This window comes from Gordonia otitidis (assembly GCF_020735545.1).
Taxonomy (GTDB): domain Bacteria; phylum Actinomycetota; class Actinomycetes; order Mycobacteriales; family Mycobacteriaceae; genus Gordonia; species Gordonia otitidis.
The window spans coordinates 1,231,352-1,246,869 of sequence record NZ_CP085974.1 but is presented as its reverse complement, the minus strand read 5'-3'; the positions used below and the strand labels follow the sequence as shown (position 1 = coordinate 1,246,869).

At 66.0% G+C, this 15,518-nt stretch carries 12 protein-coding genes; 8 read left to right on the top strand and 4 right to left on the bottom strand.

Features of this window, described 5'->3' with window-relative positions; translation table 11 throughout:
* The first annotated feature begins 22 nt into the window (after window positions 1–22).
* The 6 genes from LK459_RS05615 to LK459_RS05590 all read left to right on the top strand — a co-directional run bounded on the left by LK459_RS05615 (window position 23) and on the right by LK459_RS05590 (window position 6,934).
* Window positions 23–1,279 (top strand): hypothetical protein, encoded by a 1,257-nt coding sequence (locus LK459_RS05615; protein WP_007236873.1) that lies wholly within the window; start codon window positions 23–25, stop codon window positions 1,277–1,279.
* Complete coding sequence (locus LK459_RS05610; protein ID WP_051997836.1) at window positions 1,276–2,649, top strand: lipase family protein; 1,374 nt, start codon at window positions 1,276–1,278, stop codon at window positions 2,647–2,649. Before LK459_RS05615 ends, LK459_RS05610 begins: the two co-directional genes overlap by 4 nt.
* A 132-nt stretch (window positions 2,650–2,781) precedes the next feature.
* Window positions 2,782–3,183 (top strand): RidA family protein, encoded by a 402-nt coding sequence (locus LK459_RS05605; protein WP_039993158.1) that lies wholly within the window; start codon window positions 2,782–2,784, stop codon window positions 3,181–3,183.
* Between the two features lie 10 nt (window positions 3,184–3,193).
* On the top strand, window positions 3,194–4,387 hold the full coding sequence (locus tag LK459_RS05600; RefSeq protein ID WP_007236876.1) for a winged helix DNA-binding domain-containing protein: 1,194 nt from the start codon (window positions 3,194–3,196) through the stop codon (window positions 4,385–4,387).
* A gap of 295 nt (window positions 4,388–4,682) precedes the next feature.
* Complete coding sequence (locus LK459_RS05595) at window positions 4,683–5,417, top strand: response regulator transcription factor (protein WP_051997837.1); 735 nt, start codon at window positions 4,683–4,685, stop codon at window positions 5,415–5,417.
* On the top strand, window positions 5,417–6,934 hold the full coding sequence (locus LK459_RS05590; protein ID WP_007236878.1) for a sensor histidine kinase: 1,518 nt from the start codon (window positions 5,417–5,419) through the stop codon (window positions 6,932–6,934). The genes LK459_RS05595 and LK459_RS05590 overlap by 1 nt, the downstream gene beginning before the upstream one ends.
* Before the next feature lie 147 nt (window positions 6,935–7,081).
* Here LK459_RS05590 and LK459_RS05585 read toward each other — a convergent pair whose 3' ends face one another.
* A complete protein-coding gene (locus LK459_RS05585; RefSeq protein WP_007236879.1) occupies window positions 7,082–7,921 on the bottom strand; it encodes a hypothetical protein in 840 nt (279 codons plus the stop codon).
* 16 nt (window positions 7,922–7,937) lie between these two features.
* On the bottom strand, window positions 7,938–9,077 hold the full coding sequence (locus LK459_RS05580; protein ID WP_227922245.1) for a DNA adenine methylase: 1,140 nt from the start codon (window positions 9,075–9,077) through the stop codon (window positions 7,938–7,940).
* Window positions 9,078–9,157: 80 nt separating this feature from the next.
* On the opposite strand from LK459_RS05580, the gene LK459_RS05575 reads away from it, so the two are divergent.
* Window positions 9,158–9,583 (top strand): HIT family protein, encoded by a 426-nt coding sequence (locus LK459_RS05575; RefSeq protein WP_005207423.1) that lies wholly within the window; start codon window positions 9,158–9,160, stop codon window positions 9,581–9,583.
* A 417-nt stretch (window positions 9,584–10,000) separates the two neighbouring features.
* Here the strand turns inward: LK459_RS05575 and LK459_RS05570 are convergent, their stop codons facing one another.
* Both LK459_RS05570 and LK459_RS05565 read right to left on the bottom strand, forming a co-directional pair.
* Window positions 10,001–11,233, bottom strand: a complete 1,233-nt coding sequence (locus LK459_RS05570) for an HNH endonuclease (protein WP_227922243.1) — start codon at window positions 11,231–11,233, stop codon at window positions 10,001–10,003.
* A gap of 673 nt (window positions 11,234–11,906) precedes the next feature.
* Complete coding sequence (locus tag LK459_RS05565) at window positions 11,907–14,108, bottom strand: DEAD/DEAH box helicase (protein WP_227922241.1); 2,202 nt, start codon at window positions 14,106–14,108, stop codon at window positions 11,907–11,909.
* Window positions 14,109–14,223: 115 nt separating this feature from the next.
* On the opposite strand from LK459_RS05565, the gene LK459_RS05560 reads away from it, so the two are divergent.
* The gene (locus LK459_RS05560; protein ID WP_007236884.1) at window positions 14,224–15,489 is read left to right on the top strand and encodes a bifunctional glycosyltransferase family 2/GtrA family protein; all 1,266 of its coding nucleotides are present in this window, start codon (window positions 14,224–14,226) and stop codon (window positions 15,487–15,489) included.
* The last annotated feature ends 29 nt before the right edge of the window (window positions 15,490–15,518 follow it).

The window sequence follows — 15,518 nt, the reverse complement described above, 5'->3', positions numbered from 1 at the left end:
GTTCGTGTCGTGGAGGGGAACAATGCGTAGATTCTGGGGTACATCGCTGCTTGCCGTAGCGGTCATCACACTCGGGCTCGTCGGGATGCTCGTGGCGACGCCGCAGGCCTCGGCGAGTGATCGCCTCGACCGCTATCTGAACCTTCCGCTCGTCAACCGCGACGCGTCGCAGGGGCCCGGTGGTGTGAATGCCACACTGCCCACCGATCCGGCCGTGCTGCGCTCGCTGCTCGCCGAGGCGCGTCATCGCTCGCTCGACCCGTCGTCGTATCAGGCGTTGCTCTTCCAGTACTGGCTCGCCGACACCACCAAGGCCGCGGGTATCGACCTCGCCTCGTGGAATCCGAGGGCGGGAGTGAGTGCCAACCGTCAGAATCTGGTCCGCTCGTACCGCTTCTACGAGAACCTGCAACTCTCGCATCGCGAACTGCAGTGGGCCGGGATGGGTGGACTGGTCGGCGCCGACTTCGGTGGCGGGCTACTCGATTTCGAGCTCGCGACCAACGTCTACGACTTCGCCCGACTACAGCCCATCGCGAACGCCATTGTCGGACAGACCAACAAGACTCTCGGCCCGGTCTTCGTCGACAAGCTCCCGCGTGGTCTGCGCGCCCTGGCCCGCGTCGGCGCGACCATCTCGGCGGCAGACCTCCGCACGATTCAGGGCGACATCCTGGTGATGCAGAAGAACATCTTCTCCGACCTGATGCCGATGCACCGCGCCTACATGGTCGGCGGAGTGCCTGCGCTCGAGGAAATGTACCGCGCGGGCCTGTTCAACGGCGAGATCCTGAACGCCTGGAAGCAGATCGCGTCGAAACAGCCGGACGCGGTCGCCGCGGGCAATGCCCGACTGCTGCGCCGTGAACAGGGCGAGGTCATCAAGGACCAGTGGGACGCCACCCGCGCCTACAAGGGTGATGTCGGGGAGGCGATGACCTACGCGAGCACGGTGGCGGGCTCGCCCTCGGTTGCCGGGGTCATCCCGCCGCGATCGTTCCGGTCGATCCAGGTCCATGGGGCGGCACCGGATGGTCGTCGCGCGACATTGACTGTGCCGCTGCCGGATTGGAACTGGTCGGTCTATCCCGAACGGTGGGCCTACATCACCGATCAGCTGCTGCCCAAGTACAAGGACCAGGTCAACAATCACTGGCCGGAACTCGAAGCGACGCTGCGCAAGCCCTACGATCAGCAGCTCGAAAGCCACCGGCCGATGTGGAACATCGCGCCGATGCTGCAGTCCGCCCTGGAGACGACGAAGGTGACCTACTCATGAGTTCTTCGAGTGACGCGCGAAAAACAGTGCGCCCCAATCGACGACGTGGCGTGCTCGGGGTGGTGCTCGCCGTCGCTGCGTTGGGAGCAGCCGTGCTGTCGGCGACCGCCGCACACGCCGCGCCGCCCAACCGGACCCCGGGACTCGACGAGGTCTTCAACGGCTACGTCGTGGGCACGTTCAGCAAGGGCAGGCTCGCAAGTCCCGAAGAGGTGATCAAGCCACTCACCTCCGGCGACCCGTTCTACACAGAACCGCGGCTGCGCGGTGACGAGAAGCCCGGCACGGTGCTCAAGGCCAAGAGGGTCGACGTGCAGTTCACCGGCTTCCGGCCCGGCAACCTCGACGCCTACAAGCTCATGTACGTCACGCGTGGACTCCACGACGAGCCCGAGATCAGCACCGGAATCCTCATGGTGCCGGTCGACGGCCGCGACAACGCGACAAGGCCCCTCGTCGGATACCAGTTCGCCAACGACAGCGTCGGCGCCTACTGCCATCCCTCGACGATGTGGACCGGTGGCGATCCACTCGACGGGGCGTCGTGGTCGGCGCTCGGTCCGCTCGCGCAGATGTTCGGCAAGGGCTATGCGGTGATGATCAGCGACGTCGGCAACGACGGTGATCCGAATCCGCACGGCGTCTTCGCGGGCAAGTTCGGCGGGAACGCCCTGCTCGACGGGATGCGCGCTGCCCTCGCGCATCGTCCGGCGAAGCTGTCGAAGGACGCGCCCAAGGCGATCTTCGGTATCGCAGGCGGCGGCGTCGGAGCGGCGTTCGGTGCCGAGAAGGCCGCTGCCTATGCACCCGAACTGCACATCAAGGGCACCGTGCTCGAGGGCATGGTGGTCAATCAGCGCAACTTCATCCGCACCTCGGACGGCTCGGTGGGGTCGGGCTTCGCATTCGCGACGCTGCTCGGACTCGAGCCGCGCTACCCGGAGATGAAGATCGACGACAAACTGACCCCCGCGGGTAAGGCGCTGGCCGACGTGTTCCGCACGCAGTGCCAGACACCCGCGTACTTCGGCACGCCGTTCCTGCCGTTGAATACGCTGTTCAAGGGCGGCAAGAGCCCCGCAGACATCCCCGAATTCCAGCACGTCTACCGCGACAACGAACTCGGCCACCAGTCGCCGTCGGCGCCGGTGCTGATCGCCTCCTGCGCCAAGGACGACTCGCCGATGTCGCTGGTGCCCGCTGCCGACTCACGCAAGCTGGCCGCCACGTACCGCGCAGGCGGTACCCGCGTCGACTATCAGCCCACCGACTGCAGCATGCTGCGCTTCCTGACGAACATGTACGGCTGGGGTACCGATCTGTTCGGCATGCAGACGATCGACTGGCTCGACGCGCGGCTGAAGAGCTGATCGTCGACTCGACTACCGAGGGCAGCGTCGTCACTCCCACCTCATCTGTGTGCAGCTACCTTTCGCAGTGCCGAAGGTGGCTGTACGCAGATGAGGTAGCTGCGCATGTGCGGTGACGCATACGATCGGTTCATGACCCGAATCACGCTCAACGGCTCGTCGGTTCTGCACGACGGCGGGTTTCCCTACAGCGCAACCGTGACGTCCGGGCCGCTGCTGTTCACCGCGGGCATCGCGCCACTCGACACACAGGGGGCGATCGTCGCCGCCGACGACGTGGTCGGCCAGACCCGTCGTTGTCTGGAGAATCTGCGGGCGCTTCTCGCCGAGCAGGGCGCAACCATGGCCGACCTGGTCAAGCTGACCATCTACGTTGCCGAGCACCTACAGGCCGATCTCGCGGTCGCGTGGGAGGCCGTCGTGGCCGAGCTCGGTGAATCGGTGCCACCCGCGATGATGGCCGGGGTGACGGTGTTGCCCTACGACCAGCAGGTCGTCGAGATCGAGGCGATCGCCGCACCGTCGTCGGTGTAGCGCTGCGTCGATGACCACCAGCGCGCGACCTCACGTCACCGACGACCAGCGCCGCGCGCGGTTGATGCTCCGTCATCGCCTGGCCCCGGGAGCCCGGGCGGCGTCGCCACTCGAGGCAGCCGATTCGATGGTGGGACTGCACGCGACCAGCCCCTCGACGGTGTATCTGTCGACCTGGGCGCGTGTGCCCGGCTTTGTGCCCGTGGACATGGACCGCGCGCTCTACGACGACCGCAGTCTGGTCCGCCAACTTGCCATGCGCCGCACCATGTTCGTGATGCCGACGCCGACACTGCGCGACGCCGTCGGTGCGGTCGGGCCGCGCGTCGCGGCCTCCGAGCGGACCAACATGCTCCGCGATCTCCGGCGGAGCAACGACTTTCCCGATCCCGACGGCTGGATCGACGCGGCACGGGATGCGGTGGCGCGATTGGTCTGCGACGGTATCCCGCGTAGCACGACTCAACTGCGCGTCGCCCTGCCGGAACTCGATGGTCGCGTCACCGTCGGCGCGGGAAAGTCCTGGGGCGGAACCATGTCCATGGCTCCGCGGCTACTGAACATGATGAGTGCCGCAGGTGACATCGTCCGCGGCACCAACGACGGTCCCTGGCATCGGTCCAAGCCGTTGTGGGTCGGTATGGAGCAGTGGCTAGGCCGACCGCTCGATCCTCCTGACGTGGCAACGGGCCACGTGCGCATGATCGACCGGTGGCTGAGAGCCTTCGGACCAGGCACCGAGACCGACCTCGTCTGGTGGCTCGGCAGCACCAAAACGGCTGTGCGGGCCGCGCTGACGCAGCTCGACGTCGTCGAGGTCGACCTCGATGACGGGTCGGTCGGCTACGTACACACCGACGACATCGGGCGAGATGATCCAGTCGAACCGCAGGCGCTCCTGTTGCCAGAACTCGACCCGACGACCATGGGTCACAAACAGCGCGACTTCTACCTCGGGGAGCACGGAGCGCACGTCTTCGACTCCAACGGCAATGGGGGCCAGAGCGCGTGGTGGAACGGGCGGATCGTCGGTGGATGGTCGCGTCGCCCGGACGGATCGGTGCAGATCCACCCGTTCGAGAAGCTACCGCGTGCCGCGACGAAGGCTCTCTCGTCTCGTGCAGACGAACTCGCCGCCTGGCTGGGCGACGTGACTCCGCGGCCGGCCTTTCCTGCGCCGTTCATGCGTGGTGCGCCTCGATGAATGCGTACGGCCCCGGGCAGTCGCCGGGGGCGTGCACGCAGAGGAGATCGCGGGGCCGCAGCGCGGGGAACTACGTACACAATCGGGTCGTCAGCGCGAGGCCACGACAATAATTGTCGCGACGTCCCGCAGACGTCAGGGTTGTGTACGTGCGCGGGGCCTGAAGCCCATGGCACACGAGTGTCGGGGCGGGCGAGCAACTCTCCTGATCGCGCAGGTCAACGCTCACAGGGAGCTGCCAGCTCATCTCCAGACTGATGGCAGGCTGGAGGGAGAAGGTGTATCTGTGAACGAGATGGGTCAGGGAACAAGCCAGTTGATCAGCAAGGGCACCGGAGCCGGGCCCCGGGTACTCGTCGTCGACGACGAAACCAACATCCGCGAGCTGCTCTCGGTGTCGTTGAAATTCCAGGGCTACGACGTCGAGGTGGCGGCGGGCGGCCCCGAGGCCATCGACAGGTGCCGCACGTACAAACCCGATGTCCTGATCCTCGACGTGATGATGCCCGGCATGGACGGGTTCGGACTGCTCCGCCGGCTACGGGCAGACGGCATCGACGCCCCCGCACTCTTCCTGTCGGCCCGCGACTCCGTCGAGGACAAGATCAACGGGTTGACCATCGGTGGCGACGATTACGTCACCAAACCGTTCAGCCTCGAAGAGGTCGTCGCCCGTCTGCAGGTGTTGTTGCGTCGCAGTGGATTCGACGCGCAGGCCAAGGATTCGGCTCGGGTCACCTTCGCCGACATCGAACTCGACGACGAGACCCACGAGGTGTGGAAGGCGGGCAAGCTCGTCTCGCTCTCGCCGACCGAGTTCACCCTGCTCCGCTATTTCATGGTGAATGCGGGAACGGTCCTGTCCAAACCCCGCATCCTCGACCATGTCTGGAACTACGACTTCGGCGGTGAGGTCAATGTGGTCGAATCGTACGTGTCCTATCTGCGTCGCAAACTCGACTTCGGCGAGAAGCCGCTCATCCACACGCTGCGCGGCGTCGGGTACGTGATGCGAGAGCCACGCACCTGATGGTCGCCGTCGGGGCGCAGTCCGGCGCCGCAAGAGCTGTCGCCGCGGAGAAGTCTGAACCGGTGGCGGGTGCTGTGGTCACCAGGGCCAAGCGCGGAGTGCCGCTACGTGTTTCGTTGGTGGCACTGACGGTTCTGCTCGTGGCCGTCGGACTGTTGGTGTCCGGGATCGCGGTGACGTCGGCGATGAAGAGCGACCTGATGTCGCGCACCGACACGGGCCTGGTCACCGCCGTCGACACCTGGGCCAAGCCCAAGATGCGGATCAGCGAGTCGCCGGGCCCTCCACCGGGACCGCGTAGGCCGCCGTCGCCCTACTTCGTGCAGAGCACCTTGTACGACGGCAGCGTGATCTCCAGCAATGACTTCGACGACCAGCCGGCGATCTCGACTCTTCCAGCGGGTGACTACGGCCCGGCCACCGTCACGTCGGCAAACGACGACGGTCCGCAGTGGCGGGTGATCAAACGGTCGAGTCCGGAGGGACAGTCGATCGTGGCGATCCCGCTGACCGACGTCAACAAGACCATCTCGCGTCTGCAGTGGCTCGAATTCGGGATCGGTGCCGCGATCGTTCTCGTGATCGGAGTGCTCAGCTATCTGCTCGTCCGCTCCTCGCTGCGTCCGCTACGTCGGGTCGAGGAGACCGCGCATGCGATCGCTGCCGGAAATCTCAACATGAGAGTGCCGTCGGCCGCACCGAACACCGAGGTCGGCAGCCTGTCGTCGTCACTGAACACGATGCTGGGACAGATCCAGCACGCGTTCGCGACGACCGCCGCTTCCGAGCAGCAGGCCAGGGCGTCGGAGGAGAAGATGCGGCGCTTCATCGCCGACGCGTCGCACGAACTGCGCACCCCGCTGACGTCGATCAAGGGATTCGCCGAATTGTCGCGTAGCGGAGCGCTCCCCGACACAGGCGATGCTCTGCGCCGGATCGACGACGAGGCAGGCCGAATGGCGCTGCTCGTCGAGGATCTGCTGACCCTTGCGCGTCTCGACGCCCACCGCCCACTCAACTCGGAACCCGTTGACGTCCTGTCGTTGGCCGCCGACGCGGTGCAGGCGGCACGCGTCGCGGCACCGCAGCGGAGTATCCGACTGCAGTTCGGTGACTCCGACGAGCCGCCGATCGTGCTGGGCGACGCCTCGCGTTTGATGCAGGTCATCCGCAACCTGGTGAACAACGCCGTGGTGCACACGCCGAAGGACGCATCGATCACCGTCGGCGTCGACGTCGACAGCGGTGACACCGTCGGTGTCGGAGGCAGCCACGACGATGTGGTGATCACCGTCGCCGACACGGGCCAGGGGCTCGACCCAGCCGACCTCGAGCACGTCTTCGAGCGGTTCTACCGCGGCGACAGCTCGCGCTATCGCGGCGAGGGCGGCGGCAGTGGACTCGGTCTGTCGATCGTGGCTGCGCTCGTCGACGCGCACGGTGGTCGGGTAGGCGTCGAGTCGACGCCCGGCCAGGGTGCGCGCTTCTGGGTGCGACTGCCCCGGCTCACATCCTGAGCCGAGACTGCCGACTGTGCGCCCCCTGCCGCCGACTGTGCGCCCCTTGCCGTCGACCGTGCGCCCCTTGCCGCCGACCGTGCACTGCCTGGCGTCGACTGTGCGCCCCTTGCCGCCGACCGTGCACTGCCTGGCGTCGACCGAGCATCACACCAGTCGGCGCAGCCGCGCGAACTCGGTGACGTCGTCGCGGAAACGGTCGAGTGTCCCCAGCGTGTACATGCCGTCGATCTGACGATTAACCCACAGCTGATGGATTCGGCGCAGATCCGCCTGACGTGACTTCCAGCCGATCCCGTCGATCACCGCGAGTACCAACTGTCTCGGCAGACGTACCTCCGCCATCTCCTCGATCTCGCGGACCGCATCGGTCAGTTTCGATCCCGTCGAATCGAAACCCTTTGCCGCGACGACGATGTCGGGTGCATGAGGGTCGCCGACGATGAGGTCGGCCGGGGCATCGCGACCGTTCCGGCCGACGAAGCGCCCCCGGACCGTGTAGGTCAGGCCGAGCTGCTCGGCAATGGCTTCTATCTCGTCTTCGATTCGACGACCCGACGCCCCCGCCCGGGTGGCGGTCTGCCGGGTACCCGAGCGGGCGACGAGGATGTCGGCGAACGTATAGGTGCGGTTCAGTTGCGCGTGCAATGCGCGGACGACATCGAACTCCTCGTCCATCCACGTGACCAGCGCAACGGGCTGGGTGCGTGCGAGTTTCCGCCACGACGACGTGCCGAACCGATGGCGCAGGAGGTTGTTCAACTTCTCCTGTGACAGCCCGACCGAGAGCCGCAGGATGCTGTCTTCGTCGGGGTGTTCCCGTGCCCACACGGCCAGGCCGGTGAGGTCGGTGTCGAGCATCTCGCCGAGCGACGCAACGGCGTCGGCGATTCGGGCCGATTCCTCGGTGGCCACCGTGGGATCGACGTGAGGGGTCAGCTGTCCCAGCGAGTCAAGGTACTCGTCGAAGTCGGGTGCGTCGCTCATCGAGACGGGTTGTCGCTCAATCTCGTCCGATGAAGAGGTACTCACTCACATCGCGCCGGGTGGCGGCGGCGTGCGTGCCGAAGCTGTACTTGTGGTCGATGGCGATGACCTCCACCGACGGCTTGACCTTGCCCAGCAGGTCGACGATGCGGTCAGCGCCGGGTAGTGCGTTCGACGAGTACGACAGCACGATCGCGCCCGCATCCTCGAAGTGCTCGAACGTGCGCAGCAGCGCGTCGTCGATGGTCCGTTTGTAGGCGAACGGCGTGAACCGCTTCGGTAGCTTCTTGGTCTTGGTGTTCTCCATGATGGTCATGCCCTCCCAGTAGACCGACAGGCCCTCGAGGAAGTGGTAACGCTTGATGTAGTCGTTGTCGTCTGTGGGCGGGGCGTACGGGGGGTCGAGGTAGACGAGGTCGGGCGCGGCGTCGAACAGGGGACTGACGTCGAGGTCGAAGATGTCGCCGCAGGTGCTGCGATGCTTGGACCCGTTGCTGAAGACCGTCGAGTTGTACTCCGACGCCGCGCGCAGTTTGAAGTGGTCGCGCAGCGACATGCGTAGGTCGCGTCGGCCGTCGGCATAGCGGGTGGCGTCGGTGAACGTGAAGACACCGCGCGGCTGTTTGCGCGCTGCCGAGAGCACCAGTGCCGAGATGGCGAGGTCGCGTCGGTATCCGCGCAGCCGGGCGATGTGCGACCACGCCGAGTCGAGGAAGGCACGGTCGGCGGCGTCGAAGTAGAGGCCGTCGAAGGTCCGTCGGATGAAGTCGCGGTCGTCGGCAGGCGGACCGCAGATCTCGTCGATCAGATCGGGCTCCAGGCGTACCGAGGAGTTGGCCACCGTCGCGCGGGTGATGATGTGCGGGAAGTTCAGGAAGTCGTTACTCGCGACGGAAAACCCCTGGGCCTTGAGCAGATACGAGACCACACCGGATCCGGAGAATGCGTCGACGGCGGTCGTGCCGCCGATGTCGGCGAATGTGCGCTCGAGGTGCGGGAGGAGCCGATACTTGGAGCCCATATACCGCAACCGGGGGAAGCGTTGGGCGCGTGCCACCACCTCTGCGGAACCGATCGACCGGGCCCCGGACGACGCTGCAGTCGAGGGTGCAGACTGCGTCGCGGGCGCGGCGTCGGTGAACTCTCGACGACTCACAGGAAAAGAATGTCACGCCGCACTGACAAGATCGCAGCCAACACGTCGGGGCCGGCGTCGATCAGACCTAGACTGTCTCCATGGCATCGGTATTCACCAAGATCATCAACGGAGAACTACCCGGTCGTTTCGTGTGGAAAGACGGGCAGGCCGTCGCATTCCTCACCATCGAGCCGGTGACCGAGGGCCATGTTCTGGTCGTACCGCGTAAAGAGGTCGATCACTGGGAGCAGATGGACACGGCGTCGTTCACCCATCTCGCCGACGTCGCGCAGCAGGTGGGCAGGGCCGTCAAGGCGGCATTCGACGCTCCGCGGATGGGTCTGCTCATCGCGGGCCTCGAGATACCGCACGTGCACCTCCACGTCTTCCCGGCCAAGAGCATGGAGACGTTCGACCTCAGCAAGGCCCGCAAAGACATCACCCCGGAGGAACTCGACGCCGACGCCGAGAAGATCCGCGCAGCCCTGCGCGCCACCGGGTACGGGGAGTACGTCGCCGACTGATCCGCCCATGACTGCACCCATCGGCCGGTGATAGAACACGAGTCGCCCTGGCCGACCCAGCACTCACCTCCTTGACGACGCTCGTCACGTGATGCTCTGCGAGTTCGTAGTGTCGCAGGCTCGAGGCCGGTGGATGCGCGACAGCGCACACGTGTCAGTGGGGTCGACCTGGAGGTCTTGCGCGTGCTGAGGCGTGCCGTCGTGTCGCCGCATCCGAGGCGATGTATGGAGTTCTCAAGGGTCGTGTGTCCGGCGCCGACGTGACGCCGGACAGTAGGTGCCTTACAGAGAGCGCACGCGTCACGTGCCGGGTAGAGCACGCGGGATACGGGCAGTGTCGATGAGGTGGGGGGTCGATGAGGTGAGGGTCGATGAGGTTAGGCGACGGAGGTTGTTGTGTGCTGCCCGGCGGCGGGTTCAGGCGGCGACGTCGTCGAATCGCATGGTTCGTCGGTTGTAGGCGGGTAGTGGTGTGAGGTGGGGGTCGACGCTGGCGGGTGGGATGAGCCAAGAGTGGCGGTCGTGGCCCATCACGACGTCCCAGTCGCTGGCGTGGATGTGTGCGTGGCAGGAGGGGCAGAGTAGGCAGCCGTTGTCGAGATCGGTTGCGCCGCCGTCGATCCAATGGTGGATGTGGTGCACGTGAGACCACGAGGCGGGGCCTCCGCACTTCACGCAACATTCGTCACGGATGACGATGGCCTTGCGTAGGTGGTGTGGGAACAGTCGTTTGGTGTGGCCCATCTCGAGCGGCACTGTCTCGCCGTTGATGACGACCTCAGTGAGCGAGGCGTCGCATCCGAGCGCTCGCGCGGTCAGTTCGGTGATCGGTCCTACCCAGGGCAGGCGGGCCGGTTCTGGGGTGTCGGCGTGGACGAGCAGCGCCAGGTTGGTTCGGGGCGCAGTGACGAAGGGTGTGTCGATCGCTGCGGCGAGGTCGAGGATCTGTTCGAGGGCTTCGGTGCGTCGCTGTCCGACCGAACGTCTGTCAGGTGAGCCGTCGGGTTCAATGCGTTCGGCTGAGAGTGAATCGATTGCGGTGTTCAGCTTTTCGGCGATCACCACATCCACGTCGCCACGAATCTCGGTGCGCCCCTCACCGTTCTGTGTGATCGAGAGAGTGTTGATGGTTCGGTCTTCGGCTGCGGGGATGCCACCATTCTCTCGCACGTGCTCGTTTGCTCGACCGCGTGCGACCAACGCGATCTCTCGCGGTGTGGCCCCCGACAAACCCTGTGCGATGAGTGCGCGTTCGTGGTCGAGTCGCTCGTCATTCGAAAGCCTTTCCGCAGAGCGCTTCTCGATGTGGGCGAGTCCGGACACCATCGCCGACGTGTGCTCGCTCGAGAACACGCCGTCTTCAACGTAACCGGGCAGTCGCTGCAACGTCGCCATCGCCATGCCGATCTGCAACCAGCGCGTGGCGGTTGCAGGCGCCGCGCCCATCTCCATGAGCAGAACGCGCGTCCTGCCACCCGGCCCCGCGACCTTGAGTCTGTCCATGGCGGCAGCATGCGTGGATATCAGGAAGTCGATGACATTGCGCATCGTCATCAATGTCTTTGTCGCATCGTAGATCTCGCGGCCGGAGGCGTCGTTGTCGAGGCGGATCTCGCGGAGTCTCTCGAGGAGAGTGGGGAGCGAGGGCATATGTCCATTATGTGTAGAACGGTTGTTCGAGTCAAGGGATCGGATCAAGAAATATCAGCGAAAAATACTGCACAGCAACATGATTCGATCACGCACATTTGCCCCGCAACCAATTGTAGCGACCGCCTATGACACTTTCGGAGCGTCGAATTCGGTTATCCACAAGCGGCGTCGACCCTGTGCGGCTCGATCACATCGCCGCAGCGCCGATCGCTGTGAAGCCATTTCATGTGATACGTCGTGTCGTGGTGGCGTTGATCGCTTGTGCGGCAACGGTAGTGGGCGTGCTCGTGACGGCGCCCGCGGGCGCATGCAACGACATCCGTCGGCGCGACTGCGCAGGGTTACGGTGCGGTACCCGCGAACTCCCGCGGCCAACGGTCCGATAGGTCCGTCGACGAGTCCTGGTGACTGCACAAGGACTGGCGCACAGTTTCTGCGACGCGAGCCGTCGGATTGCGATGCGCTGCGTGCGTCACCGCGACGGATACGTCTGCCATCCGGGATGCGTGCGAACGGTGGCATAACGCGCGTCGGCGACCTGATTGCAGATACACGTGTTGTCGACAGACGCGAGTGAAGTTCTCCGCGCATCTGTCAGGAACACGTGTATCTGCGCGCCACAGCAGTAGCTGTCGGCACACTCGCCCACATACTTCGCGTTATGGGCGGATCAGACGCTCCGGTGGATGAGCAGCGGCATGACGGCGGTGGCGCCCGCCTCGCGCAGCGCCGCGGCGGCCAGGGTGATCGCCCACCCCGACCGCGACTCGTCGACGACGAGCAGCACCTTCTGACCCGCGACCTCGGCTGGAGGTTCGCCGAGATGGTCGCGCCAATACCTCGCCTCGACTGCGCCGGGGGCATCCCGATCGGGTGGGTTGCCCTGCCGAACGGGTAGATGTCCGCCCGGTCGCTTCCCGACGATGCGCAGATGCTCTGCCAGTTGGTCGGCCAGGTTCGTGCCGGTCAGACGCAGCGACATGATCATGTCCGGCCGCTGTCCGGACTGGCGTACCCACGCCGAGAGCGTCGACACCGCGGCGTCACCGAGGTCGCCCAACGCCTGCCGGTCGTTGTCGCGGGCTGCCGCCAACAGATCAGCCCATTCCGGGGCATCGGCATGCGCCAGTACCCGTCCGGGTTGGGCTGCGAGGTCGTCGGCGATTCGTCCTCGCCGCCCGAAATCGCCGCCAGGCCACATCTTTCGCGGTTCGAGGATCTGTGCGGAGCGGCGGAGTTCGCCGGTGATGGTGCGCACGACGGCAGGATCGACATCGGCGGTCAGCGGTGGCGTCAAGCTCCCTGTGCACACCGAACACCGGCCGCACGGTTGCGCCTGCGGATCGTCGAGCGACTCGGTGAGCAACTGCATCAGACACCGACGGCCTGCGATGTAGTCGCGCATGATGTCGGCCTCCCGACGCCGGACCTCGACCACCCCGTCGTAGTGCGCGGCGTCGTAGGTCCAGGGCACACCTGTCACAGACCAGCCGTCGGGGCCGCGTTCGGTCGCGCCGTCGACCGCGAGTTGTTTGAGCATCAGCTCGATGCGTCCGCGCCGCTGCCCGGTCGCGGCCTCCAGGGATGGCACCGACATCGGTTCGTCGGACCGGCGCAGTGCGTCGAGCACGGTGTCCATCTTCGCCGGATCGGGGATGGTCGCGGTCGCGAAGTATTCCCACACAGAACTGTCCGTATGAGATGCCAAGAGCATCACGACGGCGTCGTCGAGCGCACGGCCCGCACGCCCGACCTGCTGGTAGTACGACACCGGTGACGGCGGCGACCCGACATGCACCACGAAACCCAGATCCGGTTTGTCGTATCCCATCCCGAGCGCCGAGGTCGCCACCAGGGCTTTCACCTGGTTGTGCAGCAAGGCGTCTTCGAGGTGGTGGCGACGGTCGGCGTCGAGCTGCCCGGTGTACGCCTCGACGGCGAGTGAGTCGCCGTGCACTGCACGGATGGCATCGACGAGCCGTTGCGCGTCGGCGACGGTGAGCACGTACACGATCCCCGAACCGGGAAGCTCGGGCAGGTGCTGGGCGACCCAGCCGTATCGGTCGATCGGCGACAAACCGTCAATCACGTTCAGGTGCAACGAGCTACGCGCAAGCGGACCGCGCAGTACCAGCGTCTCCGACTGCCCGCCGCCCGCGCTCAGCTGCGCCGCGACGTCGTCGGTGACCCGACTGTTGGCCGTGGCAGTGGTGGCGAGAACAGGCGTCTGGGGATTGAGTGACTGCAGGACGTCGGACACCCGGCGGTAATCGGGCCGGAAGTCGTGACCCCAGTCGGAGATCGCATGCGCTTCGTCGATGACGAGCAACCCGATCTCACCGGCCAACGCGTCGAGCACCCGCCTGCCGAACCCGGGATTGGCGAGACGCTCGGGCGAGACGAGCAGCACGTCGAGGTCGCCGGAGCGCAGCGAGGCCTCGATCTCTGACCACTCGTCGACGTTCGACGAGTTGAGCGTCGCCGCACGCAACCCGGCCCGCTGAGCTGCGGACACCTGGTCGCGCATGAGGGACAACAGTGGCGACACGATCAGCGTCGGCCCACGCCGATGCGATCGCAGGATCGCCGTCGCGGTCCAATACACCGCCGACTTTCCCCACCCCGTCGCCTGCACCACCAGAACACGTGGCCCGCTCGCTTCGCTCCCGGCGCCGGGCACTCGCGGCCCGCTCGCTTCGCTCCCGGCGCCGGGCACTCGTGGCCCGCTCGCCCGGTCGGTCGATCCCACCAACCCCGCAACCGCGCGGAGCTGGTCGTCGCGTAGGCGGGCGCCGTCGCCCGCGAGACTGGTGATCACGGCGTCGGCGACAGCCTGGTCGTCGTCGGAGAGCTGGAGGGGTGTGCTCGTCATGCCCGCCAATCTAGTGACGGGTACCGACGACAGCCTTTTCCCAGGCCAGACGTTCACAGGAAGCTGGCAGGGTTGACGCAGAGTGGACGAAGTTTGCCCCTCGAATCTGTTAGTCATGACGACAGAAGCCCTCCCGCAGGCCGCTGCACCCGTGACGATCGTCGCCGACACCTCGCCCGATGCTCCGGTACTCGACATCGTCGTTCCGGTCTACAACGAAGAGGCCGACATCGCCGACTGCCTCCGCCGATTGCACGACCACCTCCGCGCCCACGTCCCGTTCACGGCACGCATCACCGTCGCGGATAACGCCAGCACCGACAACACAGTCACGATCGCGGCCGAACTCGCCGGTGAACTCGGTGGCATCCGCGTCGCGCATCTCGACCAGAAGGGTCGCGGGCGGGCACTCAAGGCGGTGTGGATGCGTAGCGATGCGCGGATCGTCGCCTACTGCGACGTCGATCTCTCCACCGATCTCAACGCACTGATGCCGCTCATCGCGCCGCTCGAATCGGGCCACTCCGACATCGCGATCGGTTCGCGACTCTCCCGCGGATCGCGCGTCGTGCGCGGACCGAAGCGCGAATTCATCTCGCGCTCATACAATCTCATCCTCCGCACGACGATGCGCGCGAAGTTCTCCGACGCCCAGTGCGGGTTCAAGGCCATGCGCACCGATCTAGCGCGTCAGGTCCTGCCGTACGTCGAGGACACCGGATGGTTCTTCGACACAGAGTTACTCGTGCTCGGTGAGCGGATCGGCCTGCGCATCGCCGAGGTCCCGGTCGACTGGGTCGACGACCCGAACAGCACCGTCGACATCGTCTCCACAGCCGTCGACGACCTCAAGGGGTGCGCACGTGTGGGCTACGCGCTCGCGCGCGGCCGCCTGCCGATCGCGGAAATGAGGTCGACGGTCGGTCGCGCACGGACCGCCGGTCCCGATATCGCGGGCGTGCCCCACGGCATGGTCGGCCAACTCGTTCGATTCTGCGTCGTCGGCGCGGCGTCGACGGCCGCCTACGCCGTGCTCTACCTGCTGCTGCATTCGATCCTCGGCTCGCAGGTGTCCAATTTCGTCGCCCTGGCGGTGACCGCGGTCCTCAACACCGCGGCCAACCGAAAGTTCAGCTTCGGGGTGCAGGGTCGCGAGGACGCGCTCAAACACCAACTCTTCGGTTTCGGCGTCTTCCTCTTCGGCTGGGTGGTCACCGCGGGTGCGTTGGCGGGCCTGCACTCGTTCGCCCCCGGCGCCTCCAAGCACGTCGAACTGCTCGTGCTGATCGTCGCGAACCTCGTAGCCACCGCGACCAGGTTCGTCGGTCTGCGCTGGGTGTTCCGCGCGCACCTGAGACGCACGGCCGAGGCAGCGGAGTGATGTCCCCGCACATGAACGGTCACCGCAAG

Coding starts and splice junctions, on each gene's coding strand:
- LK459_RS05610 (WP_051997836.1), top strand. CDS start 1,276: ATGAGTTCTTCGAGTGACGCGCGAAAAACAGTGCGCCCCAATCGACGA.
- LK459_RS05600 (WP_007236876.1), top strand. CDS start 3,194: ATGACCACCAGCGCGCGACCTCACGTCACCGACGACCAGCGCCGCGCG.
- LK459_RS05615 (WP_007236873.1), top strand. CDS start 23: ATGCGTAGATTCTGGGGTACATCGCTGCTTGCCGTAGCGGTCATCACA.
- LK459_RS05575 (WP_005207423.1), top strand. CDS start 9,158: ATGGCATCGGTATTCACCAAGATCATCAACGGAGAACTACCCGGTCGT.
- LK459_RS05590 (WP_007236878.1), top strand. CDS start 5,417: ATGGTCGCCGTCGGGGCGCAGTCCGGCGCCGCAAGAGCTGTCGCCGCG.
- LK459_RS05565 (WP_227922241.1), bottom strand. CDS start 14,108: ATGACGAGCACACCCCTCCAGCTCTCCGACGACGACCAGGCTGTCGCC.
- LK459_RS05560 (WP_007236884.1), top strand. CDS start 14,224: ATGACGACAGAAGCCCTCCCGCAGGCCGCTGCACCCGTGACGATCGTC.
- LK459_RS05595 (WP_051997837.1), top strand. CDS start 4,683: ATGGGTCAGGGAACAAGCCAGTTGATCAGCAAGGGCACCGGAGCCGGG.
- LK459_RS05570 (WP_227922243.1), bottom strand. CDS start 11,233: ATGCCCTCGCTCCCCACTCTCCTCGAGAGACTCCGCGAGATCCGCCTC.
- LK459_RS05585 (WP_007236879.1), bottom strand. CDS start 7,921: ATGAGCGACGCACCCGACTTCGACGAGTACCTTGACTCGCTGGGACAG.
- LK459_RS05605 (WP_039993158.1), top strand. CDS start 2,782: ATGACCCGAATCACGCTCAACGGCTCGTCGGTTCTGCACGACGGCGGG.